The sequence below is a fragment of the Castellaniella sp. WN genome (assembly GCF_054457555.1).
On record NZ_JBTKZC010000001.1, the window covers coordinates 388550 to 411584 of the forward strand.

A 23035-nucleotide genomic window follows, 5' to 3' on the forward strand; every position below is an offset into this window, starting at 1 on the left:
CCAAGGAATCGATATGAGTGTAGACATCCCGTGCGCGGACCAGGAAATCGACGCCCGGGGGCTGAACTGCCCCTTGCCGATCCTGCGCACCAAGAAGGCCCTGGCCCGCATGGAAAGCGGCCAGGTGCTGGCTGTGCTGACCACCGACCCCCACGCGGGCCGGGATTTCCAGGCGTTCTGTCAGCAGACCGGCAACGCGTTGCTGGCGCAGCAGGCGCGTGACGATGCCGTCCAGGTGCACTACGTCCGACGTCGTTGAGTCTGGTGCTTTTCCGGATTGTTGCGCCGCCGCCGTCTTCGCCAGGCAGTGATAATTCACGTTTTATCGTATCGGATTCGAACAGTTCGATCATGCCGACTTTCGTTGTGGTATCGGAAGCGGATAGATGGTATCTCGTAGTATCGATTCGTTGATTATCAATTCGATTGATGCTAGAATTTTGCGTTTTTCATAGCATTTTCAAAGGATTGTCCATGGTTGTGATTCGTCTGGCCCGCGGCGGCTCGAAGAAGCGTCCCTTCTACAATGTCGTTGCTGCCGATTCGCGTAATCGCCGCGATGGCCGTTTCATCGAACGCGTGGGTTTCTACAACCCCGTCGCCGCTGAAGGTCAGGAAAACCTGCGCCTGGCCCTGGATCGCGTTCAGCATTGGGTGGGCAAGGGCGCCCAGCTGTCCGACACGGTCGCCCGCCTGGTGAAGGAATATTCCGCCAAGGTCGCGTCCGCCGCTTGATCGCGGTCCGTCGTGCCGGCGATGGCCGATTCCGTGTTCCTGGATGCAGCGCCGCCGGACGATCTGGTCGAGGTCGGCCGGGTGGTCAATGCTCACGGTGTGCGCGGCTGGCTGAAAATTCAGCCTCATTCGCCTCAGGCGGATGCACTGTCGGGTGCGCCGGTCTGGTGGCTCAAAGCGCCCGATCCCGCTCTGGGAACGGGCGCTTCAATGCGTCCGCGCGGTCTGAATATCCGCGCCTGCCGCCGTCAGGGCGGGCAGTTCCTGGCGGCCCAGGCCGACGGGATCGCCGACCGCGACGCGGCCGAAGCGCTGCGGGGCTGCACCGTATGGGTGTCCCGGGCATCGTTTCCGAAAGCGGACGACGATGAATATTATTGGATCGACCTGATCGGTTGCGATTTCCACGGCATGGGGGACGACGGTCCCCGGCTGCTGGGGCGCGTCGACCAGGTGCTGGACAATGGCGCCCATGCCGTGCTGCAAGTGGCGCTGGGCGCGCCCGACGCCGGCGGTGTCTTCCACCCGTTCGCCGATGCGCGGGGTCGGCCGCGTCACGTCCTGGTGCCCTTCGTGGCGGCGCACGTGCAGCATGTCGATCTCCAGGCCCGCCGCATCGACAGCGACTGGCCGGCCGACTTCTGAAGCCGGATCGTGTCATGCGGTTTGACCTGATCACGCTGTTTCCCGAGATGTTCGCCGCCGTGCGCGACCAAGGCGTCAGCGGCCGCGCGCATGCCCGGGGGATCTGGTCCCTGGTGGCGTGGAATCCCCGCGACTTCACGACCGATGTCCACCGCACGGTGGACGACCGCCCTTACGGCGGCGGCCCGGGCATGGTGATGCTGGCCGAACCCCTGGCCCTGGCGGTCGAGGCGGCCCGCGCCGCCCGCTTGCGGGAGGGAGTCGACGCCCCGGGCGCGCCGGTTCCCGTCGTACTGCTGTCGCCGGCCGGCCGGACGCACGACCAGGCCCGCGCCCGGCGCTGGGCGGAGGGCGCGGGCGCCATCCTGATCTGCGGCCGCTATGAGGGCATCGACCAGCGCTTCATCGACCACTATGTAGACGAGGAAGTTTCTCTGGGAGATTTCGTGCTGTCGGGAGGCGAACTGGGGGCCATGGTCCTGATGGACAGCGTAGTCCGCCTGCTGCCGGGAGTCTTGCACGATGCCGAGTCCGCCGTGCAGGATTCCTTCAATTCCGCCCTGAGCGGCCTGCTGGACAGCCCGCACTACACCCGGCCCGAGGACTGGCGCGGCGACGCCGTGCCCGAACCCCTGCTGTCCGGTCACCATGCGCGCATCGCCGCCTGGCGGCGGGACCAGTCCCTGGCGCTGACGGCGGCGCGCCGGCCCGACCTGATCGACCGTGCGCGGGCCGCGGGCGAGCTGGACGCGCGCGACGAGCGCACGCTGGAACAGGCGGCGCGGCCGGCGAAGCACGCCGGCGCCTAACGAACAATCATCATTCCCGGGGTTTTGCCTGCGGCGCCCGAGCCTGCAGCGGCCGGGCGGCGGGCCGGACATAATATTGCCGCGCGACCCAGGCGGCTTCGGGGCCCGTGGGCGCGGAGCAACTGCTGCCGGGCGGGCAGGACAGCGGGTCGTCTTCCGCATAGCGCAGGTAGATCGCCGTCTTGCGGGCCGTCCGGGCCGCGTCCAGGTTGGCCTGCAGTTCCTGGCTGGGGTAGTTCAGGTAGGCCGTGCGGGAATACGGGCCCGGGGCGAGCGCCATGGCGGCCTCGACCAGCCGGGCGCCGGCGATGTGGTCGGGGTGGTCATGCCCGGCGCAGCGCCAGCACAGCGACCGGTAGGGGATGGTGATCGAGGGGTCCATCAGGCGGACGGTCTGGGGGCGTTCCTGCCGGATCAGGTCGGCCAGCAGGCGGACCAGTTCGCCGCGCGTGTAGATGTCGGGATAGGGGGCGTAGGATCGCACGCGGGCGTGGGGCACGGATTCCAGACGGCTCAGGGGGGTGAGGCTGCCCCAGCCGGCGCCCAGCCAGGGGTCGGGCAGGCGCAGCATGATGAGCTGGATGCGCGGATTGGCGCGCAGGGTATGGCGCACCAGGGTGTGCTGGCCGACCGCCAGGCCGTCGGTATTCCAGGCATCCGCCGCGCCCGCCATGTCGGCATAGGCGGCCATGATGCCGCGCTCGCGCGCCAGGGTGTAGTCCAGGCCTTCGCCCCGGTCGCCGGCCGTCAGGTAGACCGTGTGCACGCAGCGGCCCTGGCGGATCGCGTCGTCCTGATCGGGATTCATGAACAGCAGATCGTCGTCGGGGTGGGCGACGACGCTCAGCACTTTGCCGCCCGCGCAGTCCGTGGCGGCTTGCGGGACGGTGTGCACGGTGGCTTTGGGAGCGGCTTGCGCGGTTGCCGGCAGGGAGGCCCGGGCGGCCGGAGGAAGGGCGAGGGCCAGCAGGACCAGGATCCGCGCGGGCAGGCGGGACCGGCGGATCGGATTGCGGATCGGGGAGCCGGATGCCGATGGCAGGGAAGGCATGGTGTATGGGTGCCGTTGTGGAGGGAGGCCGCGCCGCCGCGCCGGAGGCGTCAGCGCCGCCGCGAATAGGCCAGGATGACGATGCAGGACAGCACGATCAGGCCACCCAGCAGTTGGCGGCCATTGAAGGCCTGGTCCAGGATGAGCCAGCCCAGGGCCAGGCTGGCGACGGGCTCGGCGTTCATCACCGGGGCGTTGCGCGCCATGTCCAGCCGGGGCATGAGGATGAACAGGGTGCAGAAGCCGGTGGTGTAGCACAGGGACAGGGCCGCCAGGGCGGCCCAGCCGGATGGACCGTCGGGCAGCCGCATGCCGCCCGGCATGAAGTCGGCGGCTCCCGCCGCCAGCATGGCGCAGAAGACGATGAGGATGGTGTACAGGCTGCGCACCGGTCCCGGCAGAACGGCGAGCCGGTGCTCGGTGATCCACAGCGCGCAGGCGAAGAAGGCGGCGCTGCTGAAGGCCAGCAGGATCCCCGCCGCCCAGCGGGCACCGAGAGGGGCGCCGTCTCCCAGCAGCAGGCCGGGCAGGTCCAGGACTAGCGCCAGTCCCAGCAGGATCAGTCCCATCAGCAGGCTGGCGCGGCGGGTCGGGCGCGGGCCGCCGAACGCCCAGGTCAGCAGGGCGAACAGCAGGGGGAACAGGCTGTTGATGAGCAGCGCCAGGGCGACCGGAATGCGGGCGACGGCGGAGTACAGACAGAAGCTCTGCAGGGCGATCAGCAGGCCCAGCAGGACTTGCCAGGCACCCAGACGGGCGGGCAGGATCAGGCCCTGGCGGCGCCACAGCACGATGCCCAGCAGCGCCAGCAGGCTGGCCCCGGCCCGGCACGCGACCCCCAGCAGCACGCCCGCGCCGTCGTCGAAGGCGACGCGGGCCGCGACGTGGTTGGTGGCGAAGATGGCGCTGATCAGGATCAGCGTCCCGACCGCCAGGTGGCGGGGCAGGGCGGCCGGCTGCGGGGCCGGCATCATGGGATCGGCGAATGGAGCATGGAATACGGTGAGAGGAGCGAACGGAGTCGCGCAGCAGCCCCGGAAACATTGGGTCGGTGGGCCGCCGTGGACTTTGGATTCCGGACAAGAAATTTTACAAGGGCATTGCGAGAAAGTTAAGGCATCAACCGGATGGAGGGCATGGCCGCCGCCCATGTGTCGCGGGTTCGATACATGGGCGGCGGCCATGCCTGGCGAGCGCGGAATCAGGAGCGGGCGGCCAGCAGCCGGGGCGGCTGGGTGTGGTGGGGCAGGGCGCGCGGGCCGTCCGGATGCCTGTGCGCATCCTGGTGATCGGACGAATCGAGGCGGAAGAATGCCACCAGGTCGACCAGGGTGTCGGCCTGTTCCTGCAGGCTGGCTGCCGCGGCAGCCGATTCCTCGACCAGGCTGGCGTTCTGTCGGGTGACGTCGTCCATTTGCGTGACCGCCGCGTTGATCTCCTCGATGCCGGTGGTCTGTTCGCGGCTGGCCGCGCTGATCTCGCCCATGATGTCGGTGACGCGGTTGATGCCGTCGACGATGTCCTGCATCGTGGCGCCCGCGCGCGAGGCCTGCTCGTTGCCCCTGGCGGTCGATTCCACGGACGTGTCGATGAGGGTCTTGATTTCTTTGGCGGCGCTGGCCGAGCGCTGGGCCAGCGCTCGGACTTCCGCCGCGACCACGGCGAAGCCGCGCCCCTGCTCGCCGGCGCGGGCGGCCTCGACCGCGGCGTTCAGGGCCAGGATGTTGGTCTGGAAGGCGATGGAATCGATGACGCCGATGATGTCGGCGACCTGCTGTCCCCTGGCGTCGATCTCGCTCATGGTGGAGACGAGCTCGGCGACGATGGCGCCGCCGTCGGTGGCCGTCCGGCCCGCGGAGGCGGCCAGGGTGTTGGCCTGCTGGGCGTTGTCGGCGTTCTGGCGCACGGTGGCGGTAAGCTGCTCCGTCGTGGCGGCGGTCTCGGCCAGGGAACTGGCCTGCTGCTCGGTGCGCGAGGCCAGGTCCAGGTTGCCGGCGGTGATCTGGCTGGAGGCCGAGGCGATGGAATTCGCGCCGCCTCGGACCTTGCTGACGATTTCGGCCAAGTGGTCGCGCATGTCCCGCAGGGCGAACAGCAGGCTGGTACGGTCCTGGGGCTTCAGTTCGATGGGAACCGCCAGGTCGCCGGTGGCGATCCTGTTCAGGATGGCGGTGGCGTAGGCGGGCTCGCCGCCCAACTGGCGCAGCAGCGCCCGGGTGATGAGGAAATTGGCCAAGGCTGCCAGCAGGCTGAGCAGCACGATGCCGCCGCCGAGCAGGAAGCGGGTGCGGGACAGGCTTTCGGCGCGGTCGTCCAGCACGGACTCCAGTTGCGCCAGGGCTGCCTGGTTGAACTGGTACTGAGCGTCGATGGCTTGCGTATAGCGGGTGAAGAAATCGGCGGCCTGGAACCGCAGGGATTGCGCCTGGATGATTTCTTTCTGGGCCAGTTCGATGGCCGCGCGGGCTTCCTGGAGCGCCGCCCGGCCGGGTTCGGCCAGGCTGGCGCCGAGTTCGGGGTATTGCTGGGCTGCGCTTTCGAGCGCGTCATTCAGGCTGATGTAATGTTCCTCGGCGCGGTTGATCAGCACCATGACCCGCAGCCGCTCGGCGTCCGTGGCGTCGTGTCGCGTCAGCAGGCCCGAGCCCATGGCGCGGGTCTGACCGAACAGCTCGGTCAGCATGGGCACCTGGTTCAGCGCCGTGTCGATCAGGTAGTAGCCCCGGGCCTGGGGGTCGAAGCTCAGTCCGTAGCGTTGCAGCAGCAGGGATTTCACCCGGAGCAGCCGGGCGATCAGCTCGACATGGGCCTGGAAGCTCTCCGCGGGCGCAAGGCTTTTCCGGGCGACCTGTCCTTCCAGAGAGGTCCAGCCCTGCAGGACCTCCTGCCAGGCGGCCAGCAGCGCCGGGGTCTGGGCATCCTGGCGCAGCGCGTCGTCCAGCGCTTCGAAGGCGCGGTCGGCATCGCCCTGCAGGGTAGTGCGCCGGGGTTCGGCGGACGCGTCGCCGTTGAGTGTGATCATCGACAGGCCGCGGTGCTGCTGCGCCAGCTGCAAGGTTTTCATCAGCAGGCGCATGGGCTGCAGACCGCTTGCTTCCAGCCGGGTGGCCTGGATGGTCTTGCCGGATTCGTACACGTACAGGAAGAAAGGCGCGGCGACCAGTACCACGCCGAAGAGCGCCAGTACGGCGAATTTTTGCCAGAGGCGGAGCCGGTTGAGAGCTGTGTCGAGGGCGCTTGGTTTCATGTGGGCGTTCCAGTCGGTGTGGCGCTTCGGGGAGGGCGCCGGCGGTGGCTCAATTGTTTAGCAATTGTAAAGTTTGGTTTGCGGGGAAATGCTGTTCCCGTCCGCATGATCGGAGAGATTGAGTGGCTGTTAATCTGGATCAATGCTTTTAATACAAGAAGCGTGTGATTCGAGTCTTTGGCGCCACAAATCAGCGGATCTGCCGATGGACTTTGTCTGTTACATGCAGAAAAATGAGGCTGGCCGGCTCCGATCGCGGATCGGCGGTCCGGGATCAGGCCGGGATTTGGGTGTGCAAGCCATGTCGATCGAGCGTATTCCCCCGTCCGAGCTGCGGCTCGGGATGTACATCCACAAGCTGGAGGGCGACTGGTTCCGGCATCCTTTCTGGCGCGGCAGCTTCCTGCTGATCCGGCCGCAGGAACTCGAGGCGATTCAGGCCGCCGGCATCCGGAAGGTCTGGATCGATACGGCCAGGGGCCGGGGACCGGAAGATCCGGCCGCCCGGGAATCCGGCTCCCGGTCCGCCGCGGCGCGGCATGAGGCCATGTCCGATCCCGTCTCCGCGGAGGCGTCGGGGCCACGGGTTTCGCTGGAAGAGGAAATCGAGCAGGCCCGCCGTCTGTGCCTTGCCGCGCATGATCAGGTTCTGGGGATGTTCGATGAGGCCCGGATGGGCCGTGCGATCGATCCCGAGGCTACTCTGCCGCTGGTGCGCCAGATCGCCGATTCAGTCGCCCGCCATCCCCAGGCCCTGTTCAGCGTGGCCAGGCTCAAGACGAGCGACAACTATACCTATCTGCATTCGGTGGCGGTCTGCGCGTTGATGCTGGCGCTGTCGCGCCAATTGAGGCTGGATGCCGAACTGACCTGGCAGGCGGGTCTGGGCGGACTCATGCATGATCTGGGCAAGGCGGCCGTCCCGCTGGAGATCCTGAACAAGCCGGGACGGCTGTCGGATGCGGAATTCGATGTCATGAAACGTCACCCGGTCCTGGGGGCGGCGATGCTGCGGGAGGGCGGAGCGGACGAGTCGGTCCAGTCCGTCGCTTTGCATCATCATGAGAAGTTCGACGGTTCCGGCTACCCGGACGGGCTGAGTGGAAGCGGCATCCCGCTGCTGGCCCGCATGGGCGCCGTCTGCGACGTCTACGACGCCGTGACCTCAGAGCGGGTCTACAAGGCGCCCTGGAACCCGGCCGAGACCATGCGCAGGATGGCCGCCTGGGCAGGGCATTTCGATCGTCCCGTATTCGAAGCCTTCGTCAAGACGGTGGGCATCTATCCGATCGGCTCACTGGTGCGCCTGAAGTCCCGGCGCCTGGCCGTCGTGGTGGCGTCGAACCCCGATTCGCTGCTGCTGCCACGGGTCAAGGCCTTTTTCTGCCTGGAGACCCGCAGGGTGTGTCCGGAGGAATGCCTGGACCTGAGCGATCCGGGGTGCGGCGACCGGATCCTGCGGCCGGAAGATCCGTCCGCCTGGAACTTCACGGGACTGGAGACGTACTGGATGCCGGGCGAGTCCTTGCCGTAGCGGTTGGAGCGTCGACGCTCGCCTGCCTGCGTCCCTGGGCGAAAGAAGACCGCCTCTGGCCGGCGGCCCTTATGCCGTGCGGACCATGGGTGTTTCGGGTGCTTCCGCCTCGCCGTCCGCCGTGCGGACCGCGGAGATCGTGTGCGATTCGTCGATATGGCCCAGGTGTCGCCGGCTCGAGGCCAGCACCACGACCCCCAGCATGACGGCGGCGGCCCCGACCCAGTAGGGCACGTGATCGTCGATGGTCTCGCCGAGGTAGCCCGCCAGCCAGGGCGCGATTGCGCCGCCGCTGAACCGCACGAAACTGTAGGCTGCCGAGGCCACGCCCCGTTCCACCGGGGCGGCCTTCATCACGGTTTCGGTCACCAACGTGTTGTTGATCCCGAGGAACAGGCCGGCCGCGACCACGCCCGCCACGAGGACCGCCTTGTGATCCGTCCAGATCGCCATCGTGGCCAGTACCAGGGCGAAGCCCGTGAGCGCGATGAGGATCGAGCGGATCGTGCCGAAGCTGCCCTGCAGCCGGGGGGCGAGGATCACCGAGGCGAAGGCCAGCATCGCGCCCCAGCCGAAGAAGATCAGCCCGACCTGTCGGGCGGTCATGTTCAGCGGAAAGGGGGTATAGGCGAGCAGGGTGAAGAAGCCGAAGTTGTAGAAGAGAGCGGTGAGGGCCACCCCCAGCAGGCCAGGGTGCCTGAGCGCCCGGAACGGGGCGCGCAGCGAACTGGGCCTGGGACGGGTGGCCGCGTCCGGCAGCAGCAGGAGGGTGACCAGGAAGGCGAGCGCCATCAGCACGGAAACCCCGAAGAATGGCCCGCGCCATGAAATCGAGCCCAGCACCCCGCCGATCAGCGGGCCGGCGGCGATGCCGACGCCCAGCGCCGCTTCGTAGAAGATGATGGCGTCGCGCACCGAACCCGAGGAGGCGCTGACGATGGCTGTCAGCGCGGTGGCGACAAACAGGGCATTGCCCAGGCCCCAGATGGCGCGGTAGCCGACAATGGCGCGGATCGAGTCGGACAGGCCGGCCAGTCCGGCGCCCACGATGATGACCGCCAGTCCGAGCAGCAGGGTCGGCTTGACGCCCAGGCGGCTGGACACGGCGCTGGTGATCAGCATCGCAAGGCCCATGACGGCCATGTAGCTGGTGAACAGCAGCGAGGTCTGCGAAGGCGTGGCCCCCAGGGAGTCGGCGATGGGTTTCAGGATCGGATCGACCAGTCCGATGCCCATGAAGGCGATGACGCAGGCAAACGCCACCGCCAGGACGGCTTTCGGTTGTCGCAACAGGTTCATGATGAATGCGGTTCCTCGATGATGATGGGGTGTTCGGTCGCTTTCGGTCGCTACGCGATCGATCGGTGTCCGGCCGGTCAGCGGTCGGGCGCCTGGCGATAGGCGGCGTCCAGCAGCGCCGACAGCGCCCGCAGGGCGTCCTGCAGCCGCGCGCGGTCCGCGGCGTCCAGCCGGTCGACCAGGGATTCGACGATGCCGGCGCGGGCCCGGCGGATCTCGGCCAGCGCCTGCCGGCCCGGCGCCGTCAGGGATATCAGGGCCGCCCGGGCGTCTTCCGGATCGGGGGCGCGGCTGACCAGTCCCTGCGTCTCCAGGCGATGCACCTGGGTGGTCATGGTCGGCTGGGTGCACCGTTCGGCCCGCGCCAGGTCGCCGATGCGGGCGGTTTCCAGTTCGTCGATCTGCGACAGCACGCGCGCCTGTGCCAGCGGCAGCGTCCAGGCCGTGTGGCGCGTCACCCAGCGGTTGAGCCGGACGATACGATCCAGCAACTCGGCTCCCGGAGAAGTCGCGGACGGGCATTCCCGCATGTCATTCATTCCCTGGTTAATTACATAGTCTATCTATGTAAATTATAGAATGAAAATCCAGGAGTGGAAGAGCCAGGGTTCCATACGAAAATGGAGATGCTCTCGCGCAGGGCCTATGGCTTCAGGAACTTTGAGAATTACCGCATCAAATTACCGCAGCGGAGTCTTGGCCCGGTGCGGCTGGAACGGCGTCATCAACCGTGTCCGATGAATGCCCATCCCCTGTTCATGGGGTAGAGCCGAAGATGGCAAAAAGGGCCACCTGTTTAGGTGGCCCAATTGCGCGGAAACCCGCAGAATATTTGGTGGAGACGAGGAGGATCGAACTCCCGACCTTCGCATTGCGAACGCGACGCTCTCCCAGCTGAGCTACGTCCCCGAAAGACGTGCATTCTAGCACAGAAAAAGACTAATGAGAGCCTCTGGGCAGTCGCCCCATCAGGTGGAATTCGTCGTTGGGGCGCATGGACATGAAGTTCGCCATCCGGTTGCTCAGGCCGAAGAAGGCGGCGATGGCGGCGATGTCCCAGATGTCCTCGTCGTCGAAGCCATGGGGATACAGGGCCTGGCAGTCGGATTCGCCGATGTCCCGGGCATCCAGCGAGACCTTCAGGGCGAAGTCCAGCATCGCCATTTCGCGAGGGTTCAGGTCGGCTTTGCGGTGGTTGATGGCGACCTGATCGGAGAGCAGGGGGTTGCGGGCGCGAATGCGCAGGATCGCGCCATGGGCGACCACGCAGTACAGGCAGTTGTTGGCCCCGGAGGTTGCCACCACGATCATTTCCCGTTCGGCCGCACTCAGGCCGCCGTCCTTTTCCATCAGGGCGTCGTGGTAGGCGAAGAAGGCACGAAACTCGGCTGGGCGGTGGGCCAGGGCCAGGAACACGTTGGGGACGAAGCCGGCCTTTTCCTGGACGGCGAGAATGCGGGCGCGGATATCCTCGGGCAGGACGCCCAGGTCGGGGACGGGGTAGCGGCTGATGGGGAGCGTGCTCATGCGCGGGATCCTTGTGGGAATTGGCCAGGGCGGCGTCGAATTAAAGTAGCATACCGTCACAGGCGGACGGTACGGGAATGGGCCGCAATAAGGCGTGAGAACCAATGATCGGCAGGCCGGCATGGCCTTGGGAGGAGACATGGTTGAAGCACTGGAGCGCGGGCATACGAGAGTGCAGGGCTTCCGGGACTCTGAAATGGATCACCAGCTCATGCGCCAGCTGGGTTCGGTCCGATACGGCGGCGCCTCGATCGGCGAGTGCCTGGCGGCGGCATCGCGGATCCGCGACGCCGATCCGGCCTCGTGGATCGAGGCCTTTTCCGAAGCGGGACGGCGCCAGTCCGATGATGCGGCGGCGAGGGCGCGCAACGGGCATGCGATCAGCGCCCGGGACCAGTACCTGGTGGCCTGCAACAGCTATCGCGCGGCGGAATATTACTGCCCGGTGGACGATCCCCTCCACCGAGTATATGGTCTGGCCAGCCGCCGGGCTTTTCTGCAGGCGATGCAATGGGACGAGGCCTCCTGCGTGGAACTCTGGTTCTCGCATGGGGGCCTGCGCTTGCCCGCGTACCACATCCGCGGCGCCGGTGGCCGCATGCTGATGATCACGAGCGGATTCGACGGTACGCTCGAGGAAACCTGCCTTTCCTATGGCCGGCCGGCGCTTGAGCGCGGCTACGATCTGCTGCTGTTCACAGGGCCGGGCCAGATGGACACCTGGCGCTTCAACGAGACCAGCCATTTCGCGCCGGATTTCGAGGAGGTGGGGCGTCAGGCGGTGGACTACGCCCTGGCGCAGCCGGGCATGGATTCGCGCCGCCTGGCCCTGATGGGCATCAGCTTCGGCGGGTATTTCGCCTCCCGCATCGCCGCGCACGAGCCGCGGATCCGGGCGTTGATCCCCAATTCGCCGATCACCGACCTGTATGCCTACATGACATCTTTCGCCGGAATCGATCCGGCGACGCTGCCAGAGTCGGACGATTTCGGGGTAGCCGATCTCGACCACATTCCCGATGCCGTGATGAATGCCCAGAAGCGCGCGATGGCGCGCAATCTGATGCTGCGCTTCGGCCGGCCGACCTTTAGCCAGACTTATCGCCGCATCCTGGATTTCAGGCTGGGCGCGGACGAACTGGCTGCGATCCGCTGTCCGTCGCTGGCGCTGGTGGGCGACGGAGAGGGAGCCGAGCCTCTGCGGCAATGGCGGGTATTCCAGGACGCGGTCGGCGGGCCCTGTACGCCCCGGCTGTTCACCGCGCTGGAAGGGGCCGATGCGCATTGCCAGGTGAGCAACCTGTCCTTGTCGGCGGCGGTGGCCATGGATTGGCTCGACGAGACCCTGGGCTGAGGGTGCGGGCGGCGCATGCCGGGGCTGGGGCGGGGGGCGCCGCCGCGGACGATATAATGCCGGATCGATTTCAATCTCAGGTTTATCCGGACCCCCATGAGCACAACCATTCTTGAGAACCTGCCGGTCGGGCAGAAGGTCGGCATCGCCTTTTCGGGCGGGCTGGACACCAGCGCCGCGTTGTTGTGGATGAAGAACAAGGGTGCGCTGCCCTTCGCTTATACGGCGAACCTGGGGCAGCCCGACGAGCCGGATTACGACGAGATCCCCCGCAAGGCCCTGCGCTACGGCGCCCAGGGCGCGCGCCTGGTGGACTGCCGCGCGCAACTGGTGGCTGAGGGCATCGCGGCCCTGCAATGCAGCGCCTTCCATATCTCCACCGGCGGGGTGACGTACTTCAACACCACGCCCATCGGTCGCGCGGTGACGGGCACGATGCTGGTCTCGGCCATGCGCGAGGACGACGTCCATATCTGGGGCGACGGCAGTACGTTCAAGGGCAATGACATCGAGCGCTTCTACCGCTACGGCCTGCTGACCAATCCGGACCTGAAGATCTACAAGCCCTGGCTGGACCAGCGGTTCATCGACGAGCTGGGCGGCCGCGCCGAGATGTCCCGGTACATGCAGGAAAACGGCTTTGACTACAAGATGTCGGCGGAAAAGGCCTATTCCACGGACTCCAACATGCTGGGCGCCACGCACGAGGCCAAGGACCTGGAGCATCTGGATTCCGGCATCCGCATCGTCCAGCCCATCATGGGCGTGGCGTTCTGGAAGCCCGAGGTCGAGGTCGAGGCCGAAGAAGTCACGGTGCGCTTCGAGCAGGGCCAGCCGGTGGCCCTGAACGGGGTGGAGTACGCCGATCCGGTCGAACTGATGCTGGAGGCCAACCGCATCGGCGGGCGCCACGGCCTGGGCATGAGCGACCAGATCGAGAACCGCATCATCGAGGCCAAGAGCCGCGGCATCTACGAGGCCCCGGGCATGGCGCTGCTGCATGTCGCCTACGAACGCCTGGTGACCGGGATACATAACGAGGACACGATCGAACAGTACCGCATCAACGGCCTGCGCCTGGGCCGCCTGCTGTACCAGGGCCGCTGGTTCGATCCCCAGGCCATCATGCTGCGCGAGACCGCCCAGCGCTGGGTGGCGCGCGCCATCACCGGCGAGGTCGCACTGGAACTGCGCAGGGGCAACGACTATTCCATCCTGGACACGCGTTCGCCCAACCTGACCTACCATCCCGATCGCCTGACGATGGAAAAGGGCGAATCCATGTTCTCGCCGCTGGACCGCATCGGCCAGCTGACGATGCGCAACCTGGACATCGTGGACACGCGCGCCAAGCTGTTCACCTATACCCAGACGGGGCTGCTGACCAAGACCGGCCAGTCGGACATCCCCCAGCTGAAGCAGGACACGCCGGCGAAGTGATCGGGCCGGGGGCGTCCTCCCCCCCGCCGACCGCGCGACACGGGGCTCCCTGCGGGGAGCCCCGTTCATATTCAGGGATTATTCGAGGCTGCTTCGCGCCGCAGCAGTTCGCGCTTGCGCGCCACGCCCCAGCGGTAGCCCGACACGTCGCCGTCGCGCCGCACGACGCGGTGGCAGGGGATGGCGACGGCCAGGGGGTTCGCGCCGCAGGCCCGCGCCACGGCCCGCGCGGCTTTGGGCGCGCCGATGCGCGCGGCGACCTCGGCGTAGCTGGCGGTGGCGCCCGGCGGGATGTCGCGCAGCGCCCGCCAGACCCGCTGCTGGAAGGCGGTGCCGCGCACGTCCAGGGGCAGGTCCAGCCCGATGGCGGGTGCTTCGACGAACCCCACTACCTGGGCGACCAGCCGTTCGAAGCCGGCGTCGCCGCCGATCAGCTCGGCCCGGGGGAACTGATCCTGCAGATCCCGCACCAGCCGGTCCGGATCGTCGCCCAGCAGAATGGCGCACAGGCCGAGCCGGCTCTGCGCGACCAGGATGGCGCCCAGCGCGCATTGGCCGACCGCGAAGCGGATCACGGCGCCGGCGCCTCCGGCGCGGTAGTCCCGGGCACGCATGCCCAGCACCTGTCCGGCGGTCTCGTAGTAGCGGCTGCTGGCGTTGAAGCCGGCGTCGTAGATCGCGTCCGTGACCGAGTTGCCTGCGGTGTCCAGCGCCTCGCGCAGGCGGCGCGCGCGAAACGCGTCGGCGTAGGCTTTCGGAGTCAGGCCCGTCGCGGCCTTGAAGACGCGGTGGAAGTGCCAGGGGCTCAGGCCCGCCAGCGTGGCCAGATCGTCCAGCGATAGCGGTGTCACGGACGATTCGATGGCGCGGCAGGCCCGCGCCACGAGATCGGCGTGTCGGGCTTGCGCATCGGCGCGGAGCGTTCGGGCCGGAGCCCGGGTGCCGTCGGCGCCGGACTCGGTGTCGGATGCGTCCGGAGCGAGAGAAAGGACGTTCATGGCATGGTCCTGGTGTTTCATGATGCCTGTCAGCTTAGACGGGATCGGCGCCGCGGACACTCCGTTTCTTGCTGTGGCGGCGGGATCGGTGCCGCCGATGCGGCCCTCAGCCCGCCTTGCGGAAGGTGAGGTTGATGCGCCGGCCGCCCAGCAACGGATGTGGCTGTCCGTCGAGCGGCAGGATTCCGTGGTAGCGCAGCCGGTCCTCGCCGCCCCAGACGGCGACGTCGCCATGATGGAGCGGGACCCGGGCCGCCTTGTCGGCGCGCGCGTGGCCGCCGAACAGGAAGGTGGCGCTCATGCCCAGCGAGACGGAGACGATGGGCGCCTCGAAGTCGCGCTCGTTCCGGTCCTGGTGCAGGGACATCCGGGCGCCGGGCGGGTAGCGGTTGATCAGGCAGGCGTCGGGCGCGAAGTCCCCGAATCCGGCCGTCGCGGCGGCCTCTCGCGCCAGGAGGAGGAACACCTCGGGCATCGGCGGCCAGGCCCGGCCGGTTTCGGGGTCGAGGGGACTGTAACGGTAGCCCCGCCGGTCGCTGGTCCAGCCGAGCGCGCCGCAGTTGCTCTGGGCGGCCGACATGGCGAAACCGCCTGGCGTTCGCATATGGCGAAAGGGCGATGCGGCCTCGACGCTGGCCAGGGCTGGCAGCAGCGCGTCGGCATAGGGCAGGGCGAGGCCGCGCAGCACCCATGCGGCCGGTCCCAGACGCGTGCGCCGTCCGGGGGCGAGGTCGCCGAACAGGTCGGGGGTCTTCATGGGGAGATTTTGGCACAGGCCGTGCGGAAGCGGGGCTCGTGCCGCGGCGCCGGCGTGAGGCGTCTTGTGGTGCGGAAGGGCGGGGGAAGGGCCGGCGTTTCAGGCCGCCGATGATGCCGGGGGCGCGATGTCCTCGCCGTCGATGCGCTCGGCAGTGTCCGTAGTCTGCAGCCGGTTGCTGTCGGCGAAGTCGCAGGCGAACTTCCAGGCCAGCGGCTCCAGTTGGCGCAGGCGGTGGTCGATCATCACGCAGGGCAGGCCGTTCAGGGTGCGCGGCATGGCGTAGGGGGAATAGGACAAGGGGTTGGCGATGGAACCGGCCGGCCGGAACTGGGACAGGACTCCCGCCAGGCGTTCGGCCCAGTCGCTGGGTCGAAACCGCTGGCCCTCCAGGGTCTTGCCGTGGATGATCAAATGCTGGACAGGGGCGCTCATGTGGTGATTCCAAAGAGGGGACACGGCCCTCGATAAAGGCTGTGCGACATCCCCTTCGCCGCGCATTGTATCCGATCGGGGATGCCAGGGTAGTCTTTTCCAAACCGTAGATGAGTCTGAACTTGCAGAGAACAGGCTGTTCAGGCGGCCTTGGCGGCGGATCGTCGATGGATGGTTGCAAACAGCGCCGAGCGTGCCTTTTGCAGCTGTTCGGCGGCTTCATTATCACTCATGGCCCGCGCCTGGATGAGCAGGCTCTGTAGGGTGATACCGGGCTTGAGCCCACGGGCAGGCGCCGGCAGACTGTGCAGCTTCTCCAGCGGGGTTCGCACGAGCGCTTGAGGGTAGGTGGTGCGGATCTTGCCTTTGGCATCGATCGTCTGTTCGGGGAACAGGCAAGGGCGGTGCATGTTCAGGTAGGGCACGAGGTGCTGCTCACAGAACGCGTTGATGGGCCGGGCGTGCTTTTGCGGGATGTGGGCGTAGCCGAAGGTGCGCCGGATGACCACGCCGTTCTTGGCCTCGACCAGGGCATTGTCGTTGGTGTGGCGGGGCCTGGACTTGGTGAACTCGGCGTTCAGCTTGTCGAGCAGGGCGGCCACGCGGTGGTTGATGTATTCGCCGCCGTTATCGGCATGAACCCCGCGGATGCGAAACGGGAAGCAGGCGAGCATCTGTTCGAGCACGGGCAGCAGGAACGCCTCGGAGATGCGTTCGCAACAGGCGACGACCTGCCACTGGGTGATGCAATCCACGGCGTCGATGTAGTACACGCCCTTGATGCCGTCGTAGTCGCCCTGGTGCACGCTGTCGATGCGAATGAAGCCTGCGCGGCCTGCGGGCTCGGGGGCCTTCCTGATCGCGATGGAGACGGCTCGGCTGGGTCGGGTCGGCTCCCAGTGGCCGCGCGTCTGCCGGTAGCGCGCCTGGTGGCGTAGGTTGTACAGGTGGGAGACGGAGATCGTGGCCAGGCGCTCATAGCGCGCGTCGCCGTAGACCAGCCAGGCGCGTTGGCACAGGTGGCGAGTGGCCGCCCCGCTCAGGTTCTCGTGCAGGGCATCGAGCCTGGCCAGCGCGGTGATGTCCCCCTCGGTGTAGCGGCGCGTAAAGCCGTGCGCGGGCGCGTGGCGCTGCCCAAGCGGGGTGTGATCGCGGAATCGGGCGATCAATCGGCTCAGGTGCTGGCGTGAGTAGCCACTGGTCGCGAGCAGGTAGCGGATGACCAGTCCCTTCTGGACGCGAGTGAGCGAGGGGTATCGAAAGCGCTGCAGCACCGACAGGACGTGCACCTGGCGCTGCGCTTGGGTGCCAGCGGCGACCTGTGGCTCCAGGCCAGCGGTGCCGGCCAGGAATTGTTCCAGGCTCTCCAGGCTGGTGAGCCGTTCGTCGTGTAAGGTCAAGATCATCTCCCGATGATCGACGACCCGCGGCCAAAGCTCCAGACTCATCTGATGTTGGAATCACCAGGCCCCCTTCAGACTCATCTGATATTGGACAGGGCTAGGGTTTTGCGCGCGCTCCGGGCGCACGGTAATATGATCGTTTTACTCAGGGTTTGACATGTCTGCCGCCAATCCGACCGGGCCTTTGCGTCATTTTCTGCAATTGCGTGATTTTTCCGAGGACGAGATCCTCTACGTCATCGACCGGGCGCGCCTCATCAAGGACAAATTCAAACGCTACCTGCCGCATCACACGCTGCACGACCGCAATCTGGCCATGGTGTTCGAAAAGGCCAGTACCCGCACCAGGGTATCGTTCGAGGCCGGCATGTACCAGCTGGGCGGTTCGGTGATCTACCTGACCACCGAAGGCTCCCAGCTCGGCCGCGCCGAACCCATCGAGGACACCGCCCGCGTGGTGTCGCGCATGGTTGACCTGGTGATGATCCGGACCTTCGAGCAGACCCGCATCGAGCGCTTCGCAGCCCATTCGCGGGTTCCAGTCATCAACGGCCTGACCAACGAATACCACCCCTGCCAGATCCTGGCCGATATCCTGACCTTCATCGAGCATCGCGGCCCGATCCGGGGCAAGACGGTCGCCTGGATCGGCGACGCCAACAACATGTCCTACACCTGGCTGCAGGCGGCCGAACTGCTGGGCTTCACGCTGCATGTATCGGCGCCGGCCGGTTACCGCCTGGATTCGCTGCGCGTGGGCAGCCAGCCGCCATCCATCCTGCGCGAATTCGATGATCCTCTGGAAGCCTGCCAGGGCGCGGACCTGGTCACGACGGATGTCTGGACCAGCATGGGCTACGAAGCCGAGAACGAGGCCCGGCGCCTGGCCTTCGCCGACTGGTGCGTGGACGCCCGCATGATGGCGGCCGCCAACCCCGACGCGCTGTTCATGCATTGCCTGCCGGCGCACCGGGGCGAGGAAGTTACCGGCGAGGTCATCGACGGCCCGCAGAGCGTGGTATGGGACGAAGCGGAAAACCGTCTGCACGTGCAGAAGGCGCTGATGGAGTTCCTGCTGCTGGGGCGATTGGGATGAGCCAGGCACGGGCCAGCCCCTGCGGACTGGCCCGTGCCTGGCGAATCCGAGCGCCTTGCAAGGCGCGAGGTGGAGAGATGCCACGGTTGATGAAGAGAGCTCTCTCCGTGTCGAGCGGATCCGCGTAGAAAAAACGAAAAGGACGCCGAAGCGTCCTTTTCCTGGCGCAAGCCCCTCGGGGCCTGGATCAGGCCAGGGCCTTGATCGCAGCCGACAGGCGGCTCTTGTGGCGAGCGGCCTTATTCTTGTGGATGATCTGCTTGTCGGCCACGCGGTCGATGACGCTGCTGGCTTTGCGGAAGACTTCGTTGGCGGCGGTCTGATCGCCGGCTTCGATGGCTTGGCGCACGCGCTTGATGGCGGTGCGCAGCATCGAACGCATGCTGGCGTTGTGTTTGTTGTGAGCGACGGCCTGGCGGGCGCGCTTGCGGGCTTGGGCGGAATTGGCCATAAAGATTATCTGTATTCGGGGTTGCGTCAAAGACAGCGATTCTAGCCTATGCGCGCCGGCGTGTAAAGTCTTTCGGGCGAAAACCGAATAAAAACAAGGCGCTGAAATAGGCCAGGACAGCCAGGGCCAGGACCGCCGCCAGCCAGGCGGCGCGAGTGCCCGGGTGGGCGCCCAGGGCGATCCAATTCAGGCGGTGGTCGGCGGCCACCAGCACCCCGCCCAGGGCGGCCAGGGCCGGCAGCAGGCGCAGGCAGAAACGGGGCCAGCCGGCCAGGGGCGTGTACAGGCCCCGGCGGCGCAGCAGGACCACCAGGGTCAGTGCGTTGGCGCTGGCGCCCAGCCCGATGGACAGGGCGAGTCCGGCGTGGGCCAGCCAGGGCACCAGGACCAGATTCATCAACTGGGTGAACACCAGCACGGCGATGGCGATGCGCACCGGGGTGCGGATGTCCTGCTTGGCGTAGAAGCCGGGAGCCAGAATCTTGATCGCCAGCAGGCCGAGCAGGCCGACCGAGTAAGCCACGACGGCCAGCCGGGTCTGGGCCACGTCGGCGGGGGAAAAGGCGCCGTAGTTGAACAGGACCGCGACCAGCCCATCGGACAGCAGGGCCATGCCCAGCGCGGCCGGCAGGCCCAGCAGCAGCACGAGGCGCAGGCCCCAGTCCAGCAGGGCATTGTAGGCGGCGTGGTCCTGGCGGGCGTGGGCGACCGACAGGCTGGGCAGCAGCACCGTGCCCAGGGCCACGCCCAGCAGAGCGGTGGGGAACTCCATCAGCCTGTCGGCGAAGGACAGCCAAGTGACGCTGCCGGGGGCGAGCCATGTGGCGATATTGGTGTTGATCAGGAGGGACAGCTGGGCGACCGAGACCCCCAGGGTGGCGGGCAGCATCTGCCGCAGGATGCGGCGTACCGTCGGGTCCCGCCATGCCGCCCGCAGGCCCTGGCCCCAGCGCGGCAGCAGGTTCAGGCGACCCAGGGCGGCCCATTGCACGGCCAGCTGCAGCAGCCCGCCGATCATGACCCCCGCCGCCAGGGCGTGGATGGGCTCGGCCATGCGGCCGGACAGCAGCAGGCTGGTGCCGATCATCGACAGGTTCAGCAGGACCGGGGTGAAGGCCGGGACGGCGAAGCGGCCGAAAGTGTTGAGCACGCCCGAGGCGAAGGCCACCAGCGACATGCAGACGATGTAGGGGAACATCATCCGGGTCATCCACACGGCCTCGCCGAATTCGTGGGCGCGGGCGGCGTTGCGCATGCCGCTGGCCATGGCGGTGACGACCCAGGCGGCCCCGAGCATGCCGGCCAGCGTCACGCCGCACAGGGCGATGAACAGCAGCAGGGCCACCCGGTCCAGCAGGCGCCGCAGCGACTCATGGTCGCCGCGCTGGCGGGCTTCGCCCAGGATGGGGACGAAGGCCTGGGAAAAAGCGCCTTCGGCGAACAGGCGGCGCAGCAGGTTGGGGATGCGGAAGGCGACCCAGAACGCGTCCGTGAGCGGCCCGGCGCCGTACATCGACGCGATGAGCACGTCGCGCAGCATGCCGGTGACACGGGAAAACAGGGTCAGGCCGCTGATGGTCGCGGCCGAACGAAGAAGGCTCATGTCACAGGCAGGCTGCGCGTCGTGTAGGCCTTTTTGCCGCCGGGCCGCCCCAAGGCAAAAAGCGCCCCCTCGGGGGGCAGCAAGCGGCCGTAGGCTGCGCAGCGTGGGGGCATTACTTAGGCGCCATGCGGATGGCGCCGTCCAGGCGGATGGTCTCGCCATTGAGCATGTCGTTCTCGAAGATCGAGAGCACCAGCTTGGCGTAGTCTTCGGGACGGCCCAGGCGGGGGGGGAAGGGTACGCTGGCCGCCAGGGAATCCTGGACTTCCTGGGGCATGCCGAACATCATGGGAGTGCCGAAGATGCCCGGAGCGATGGTCATGCAGCGGATGCCCAGGCGTGACAGGTCGCGCGCGATGGCCAGGGTCATGCCGACGATGCCGGCCTTGGAGGCGGCGTAGGCGGCTTGGCCGATCTGGCCGTCGTAGGCTGCGACCGAGGCCGTGTTGACGAGCACGCCGCGCTCGCCGGTGGCCTGCGGTTCGTTGGACGACATGGCCTGGGCGGCCAGCCGGGCCATGTTGAAGGAGCCGACCAGGTTGATATCGATCACGCGGCGGAACAGGGACAGCTCGTGCGGACCGTTCTTGCCGACGATGCGCGAGGCGGGTGCGATGCCGGCGCAATTGACCAGGCCGCGCAGCGTGCCCTGCGCCGTGGCGGCGTCCACGGCCGCCTGGGCGTCGGCTTCGGCGGTGACGTCGCAGTGGACATAGGTCTGGCCGAGCTCGGCGGCCAGGGTCCGGCCGGCTTCGTCCTGGACATCGGCCAGGACCACGCGGGCGCCCTGGGCGGTCAGGGCGCGGGCCGTGCCCGCCCCCAGGCCCGAGGCTCCGCCGGTGATGAGGATGACTTGATTGCGGATGTCCATGGCGATGTCCGGTGGTGGCGGTCAGGCGGCGTGATGCGCGCGCAGGATGTCGAGAATGCGGTCGCGGATCTCGTCGACCGAGCCCACGCCCGAGATCTGGGCGTAGCGGGGCGCCTCGGCCGCGCCGGCGGCCGCCCAGCTGGAGTAGTAGTCCACCAGCGGACGGGTCTGGTCGCGGTAGACCGACAGGCGGTGGCGGACGGTTTCCTCGCGGTCGTCATCGCGCTGGATCAGCGGCTCGCCGGTCTCGTCGTCCAGGCCTTCGCGCTTGGGCGGGTTGAACTTGATATGGTAGGTGCGGCCGCTGGCCACGTGCACGCGCCTGCCGCTCATGCGTTCGATGATGTTTTCCTCGGGGACGGTGATCTCGATCACATAATCCAGCGGCACGCGGGCGTTTTTCAGGGCGTCGGCCTGGGGAATGGTGCGCGGGAAGCCGTCGAACAGATAGCCAGCCTGGCAGTCGGGCTGCCGCAGGCGGTCCTGCACCAGGCCGATGATGATGTCATCGGAGACCAGGCCGCCGCTGTCCATGATCTTCTTGGCTTCCAGTCCGAGCGGAGTCTGTGCCTTGACCGCCGCGCGCAGCATGTCGCCGGTCGAAATCTGCGGGATGCCGAACGCTTCAGTGATGTAGGCCGCCTGGGTGCCCTTGCCCGCTCCCGGGGGGCCTAGCAGAATCAAACGCATGATTTCCTCCGATCAATCACTATTTTTGAAATTTTTCCGATTATGCCGCAATGCAGCAGATCCTGCAGGGATTCAGGCCGATGCGAGCGGCGGTTCTCCGTTTTCGAACAGGGCGCGCACCCGGGCCAGGTCCTCGGGTGTGTCCACCCCGCGCGCCGGAACGGCGTCGGCGGCGTGGACCAGGATGGGAAAGCCCTGTTCCAGGGCGCGCAGCTGTTCCAGGGATTCGACGCGTTCGAGCCGCCCCGGGGGGAGTTCCGGAAATTGCCTCAGGAAACCGGCGCGGTAGGCGTACAGGCCGATGTGCAGCCAGGCCGGCAGGCCGGGGGCCAGGCGCCGCCGGCCATCGGTCAGCGCGTCGCGTGCCCAGGGAATGGGTGCGCGGGAAAAATACAGGGCGCGATCGTCGGCGCCGCGCACGACCTTCACCGCGTTCGGGTCGAAGAGGGTTTCGGCGTCGAGGATCGGTGCCGCGCAGGTGGCGATGGCGGCGTCGGGGTGCCGTGCCAGCAGGGCCGCCACGGCGTCGATCAGGGCGGGGTCGATCAGCGGCTCGTCGCCCTGGACGTTGACCACGACGGCGTCGTCGTCCAGTCCCAGCCTCGTGGCGACTTCGGACAGGCGGTCGGTGCCGGTGGGATGATCCGGGCGCGTCATCAGGACTTCGATACCGTGTTCGGCCGCGGCGCGGACGATGTCGGCGTGGTCGGTGGCGATCAGGACCCGGTTCGCCGCCGAGCGGGCGGCCTGCCGCGCGGTGCGCACCACCATCGGCAGGCCGCCCAGGTCGAGCAGCGGCTTGCCGGGCAGGCGGGTGGACGCTGCGCGTGCCGGGACGACGACGGTGAAGCTCATGCGGCCGGCGCCGACGCCGCATCCAGCGAGCGGGCTTCGGAGGGCAGCATGATGGGCACGCCGTCGCGGATGGGATAGGCCAGGCGGTCGGCGGCGCAGACCAGTTCCTGGCGTTCGCGGTCGTGGCGCAGCGCGCTCTTGCATACGGGGCAGACTAGGATCTGCAGCAGGCGGGTTTCCATGGGCGGGCGTGATCCGGGAGAGATGGCGAAGCTTAGAGTGTAATGCCTGCCGC

24 protein-coding genes, 1 tRNA gene and 1 pseudogene are annotated in these 23035 nt (G+C 67.5%); 9 read left to right on the top strand and 17 right to left on the bottom strand.

Annotated features, from left to right (window positions below; all coding sequences use genetic code 11):
* Positions 1-13: 13 nt before the first annotated feature.
* The 4 genes from ACTPOE_RS01765 to trmD all read left to right on the top strand — a co-directional run bounded on the left by ACTPOE_RS01765 (position 14) and on the right by trmD (position 2189).
* The gene (locus ACTPOE_RS01765) at positions 14-259 is read left to right on the top strand and encodes a sulfurtransferase TusA family protein (RefSeq protein WP_458870480.1); all 246 of its coding nucleotides are present in this window, start codon (positions 14-16) and stop codon (positions 257-259) included.
* A 215-nt stretch (positions 260-474) separates the two neighbouring features.
* A complete protein-coding gene (gene rpsP, locus ACTPOE_RS01770; protein ID WP_458870481.1) occupies positions 475-735 on the top strand; it encodes a 30S ribosomal protein S16 in 261 nt (86 codons plus the stop codon).
* Positions 736-756: 21 nt separating this feature from the next.
* On the top strand, positions 757-1380 hold the full coding sequence (gene rimM, locus ACTPOE_RS01775) for a ribosome maturation factor RimM (protein WP_458870482.1): 624 nt from the start codon (positions 757-759) through the stop codon (positions 1378-1380).
* Positions 1381-1394: 14 nt separating this feature from the next.
* Entirely contained in the window at positions 1395-2189 is a 795-nt protein-coding gene (gene trmD, locus ACTPOE_RS01780) for a tRNA (guanosine(37)-N1)-methyltransferase TrmD (RefSeq protein WP_458870483.1), read from the top strand.
* Between the two features lie 10 nt (positions 2190-2199).
* Here trmD and ACTPOE_RS01785 read toward each other — a convergent pair whose 3' ends face one another.
* From ACTPOE_RS01785 to ACTPOE_RS01795, 3 genes are all read right to left on the bottom strand, one after another.
* Entirely contained in the window at positions 2200-3240 is a 1041-nt protein-coding gene (locus tag ACTPOE_RS01785) for a PIG-L family deacetylase (protein WP_458870484.1), read from the bottom strand.
* Positions 3241-3290: 50 nt separating this feature from the next.
* Complete coding sequence (locus ACTPOE_RS01790; protein ID WP_458870485.1) at positions 3291-4214, bottom strand: EamA family transporter; 924 nt, start codon at positions 4212-4214, stop codon at positions 3291-3293.
* A gap of 227 nt (positions 4215-4441) precedes the next feature.
* On the bottom strand, positions 4442-6487 hold the full coding sequence (locus ACTPOE_RS01795) for a methyl-accepting chemotaxis protein (RefSeq protein WP_458870486.1): 2046 nt from the start codon (positions 6485-6487) through the stop codon (positions 4442-4444).
* Between the two features lie 301 nt (positions 6488-6788).
* On the opposite strand from ACTPOE_RS01795, the gene ACTPOE_RS01800 reads away from it, so the two are divergent.
* Positions 6789-8021 (top strand): HD-GYP domain-containing protein, encoded by a 1233-nt coding sequence (locus ACTPOE_RS01800; protein WP_458870487.1) that lies wholly within the window; start codon positions 6789-6791, stop codon positions 8019-8021.
* A 69-nt stretch (positions 8022-8090) separates the two neighbouring features.
* Here ACTPOE_RS01800 and ACTPOE_RS01805 read toward each other — a convergent pair whose 3' ends face one another.
* Entirely contained in the window at positions 8091-9320 is a 1230-nt protein-coding gene (locus ACTPOE_RS01805) for an MFS transporter (RefSeq protein WP_458870488.1), read from the bottom strand.
* Between the two features lie 77 nt (positions 9321-9397).
* Complete coding sequence (locus tag ACTPOE_RS01810; RefSeq protein ID WP_458870489.1) at positions 9398-9811, bottom strand: MarR family winged helix-turn-helix transcriptional regulator; 414 nt, start codon at positions 9809-9811, stop codon at positions 9398-9400.
* 90 nt (positions 9812-9901) lie between these two features.
* Between ACTPOE_RS01810 and ACTPOE_RS01815 the strand changes: the two are divergent.
* Positions 9902-10003, top strand: a pseudogene (locus ACTPOE_RS01815) (transposase); the annotation flags it as partial.
* A gap of 150 nt (positions 10004-10153) precedes the next feature.
* On the opposite strand, the gene ACTPOE_RS01820 reads toward ACTPOE_RS01815, so the two are convergent.
* Together ACTPOE_RS01820 and ACTPOE_RS01825 are read right to left on the bottom strand one after the other, a co-directional pair.
* Positions 10154-10229: transfer RNA gene (locus ACTPOE_RS01820), tRNA-Ala, on the bottom strand.
* 30 nt (positions 10230-10259) lie between these two features.
* Positions 10260-10847 (bottom strand): peroxidase-related enzyme, encoded by a 588-nt coding sequence (locus ACTPOE_RS01825; RefSeq protein ID WP_458870490.1) that lies wholly within the window; start codon positions 10845-10847, stop codon positions 10260-10262.
* Positions 10848-10986: 139 nt separating this feature from the next.
* Between ACTPOE_RS01825 and ACTPOE_RS01830 the strand changes: the two genes are divergently transcribed.
* Both ACTPOE_RS01830 and argG read left to right on the top strand, forming a co-directional pair.
* Positions 10987-12201, top strand: a complete 1215-nt coding sequence (locus ACTPOE_RS01830; protein ID WP_458870491.1) for an alpha/beta hydrolase family protein — start codon at positions 10987-10989, stop codon at positions 12199-12201.
* Between the two features lie 96 nt (positions 12202-12297).
* On the top strand, positions 12298-13641 hold the full coding sequence (gene argG, locus ACTPOE_RS01835) for an argininosuccinate synthase (RefSeq protein ID WP_458870492.1): 1344 nt from the start codon (positions 12298-12300) through the stop codon (positions 13639-13641).
* 71 nt (positions 13642-13712) lie between these two features.
* Here argG and ada read toward each other — a convergent pair whose 3' ends face one another.
* From ada to ACTPOE_RS01855, 4 genes are all read right to left on the bottom strand, one after another.
* Positions 13713-14639 (bottom strand): bifunctional DNA-binding transcriptional regulator/O6-methylguanine-DNA methyltransferase Ada, encoded by a 927-nt coding sequence (gene ada / locus ACTPOE_RS01840; RefSeq protein WP_458870493.1) that lies wholly within the window; start codon positions 14637-14639, stop codon positions 13713-13715.
* A gap of 106 nt (positions 14640-14745) precedes the next feature.
* Positions 14746-15396: a DNA oxidative demethylase AlkB gene (gene alkB / locus ACTPOE_RS01845; protein ID WP_458870494.1), complete on the bottom strand. Its 651-nt coding sequence runs from the start codon at positions 15394-15396 to the stop codon at positions 14746-14748.
* 99 nt (positions 15397-15495) lie between these two features.
* The gene (locus tag ACTPOE_RS01850; RefSeq protein ID WP_458870495.1) at positions 15496-15831 is read right to left on the bottom strand and encodes a DUF3579 domain-containing protein; all 336 of its coding nucleotides are present in this window, start codon (positions 15829-15831) and stop codon (positions 15496-15498) included.
* Between the two features lie 140 nt (positions 15832-15971).
* The gene (locus tag ACTPOE_RS01855; RefSeq protein ID WP_458870343.1) at positions 15972-17237 is read right to left on the bottom strand and encodes a transposase family protein; all 1266 of its coding nucleotides are present in this window, start codon (positions 17235-17237) and stop codon (positions 15972-15974) included.
* 154 nt (positions 17238-17391) lie between these two features.
* Here ACTPOE_RS01855 and argF point away from each other — a divergent pair, with 154 nt between their 5' ends.
* Entirely contained in the window at positions 17392-18330 is a 939-nt protein-coding gene (gene argF / locus ACTPOE_RS01860) for an ornithine carbamoyltransferase (protein WP_458870496.1), read from the top strand.
* Positions 18331-18517: 187 nt separating this feature from the next.
* On the opposite strand, the gene rpsT is transcribed toward argF, so the two are convergent.
* The 6 genes from rpsT to ACTPOE_RS01890 form a co-directional block, all read right to left on the bottom strand.
* On the bottom strand, positions 18518-18781 hold the full coding sequence (rpsT, locus tag ACTPOE_RS01865; RefSeq protein ID WP_323025595.1) for a 30S ribosomal protein S20: 264 nt from the start codon (positions 18779-18781) through the stop codon (positions 18518-18520).
* Between the two features lie 46 nt (positions 18782-18827).
* A complete protein-coding gene (gene murJ / locus ACTPOE_RS01870) occupies positions 18828-20384 on the bottom strand; it encodes a murein biosynthesis integral membrane protein MurJ (protein WP_458870498.1) in 1557 nt (518 codons plus the stop codon).
* A gap of 112 nt (positions 20385-20496) precedes the next feature.
* Positions 20497-21255: a 3-hydroxyacyl-CoA dehydrogenase gene (locus ACTPOE_RS01875; RefSeq protein WP_458870499.1), complete on the bottom strand. Its 759-nt coding sequence runs from the start codon at positions 21253-21255 to the stop codon at positions 20497-20499.
* A 21-nt stretch (positions 21256-21276) separates the two neighbouring features.
* On the bottom strand, positions 21277-21945 hold the full coding sequence (gene adk / locus ACTPOE_RS01880) for an adenylate kinase (protein ID WP_458870500.1): 669 nt from the start codon (positions 21943-21945) through the stop codon (positions 21277-21279).
* A gap of 72 nt (positions 21946-22017) precedes the next feature.
* Positions 22018-22800: a 3-deoxy-manno-octulosonate cytidylyltransferase gene (gene kdsB, locus ACTPOE_RS01885; protein ID WP_458870501.1), complete on the bottom strand. Its 783-nt coding sequence runs from the start codon at positions 22798-22800 to the stop codon at positions 22018-22020.
* Positions 22797-22982: a Trm112 family protein gene (locus ACTPOE_RS01890; RefSeq protein WP_458870503.1), complete on the bottom strand. Its 186-nt coding sequence runs from the start codon at positions 22980-22982 to the stop codon at positions 22797-22799. Before ACTPOE_RS01890 ends, kdsB begins: the two co-directional genes overlap by 4 nt.
* Between the last annotated feature and the right edge of the window lie 53 nt (positions 22983-23035).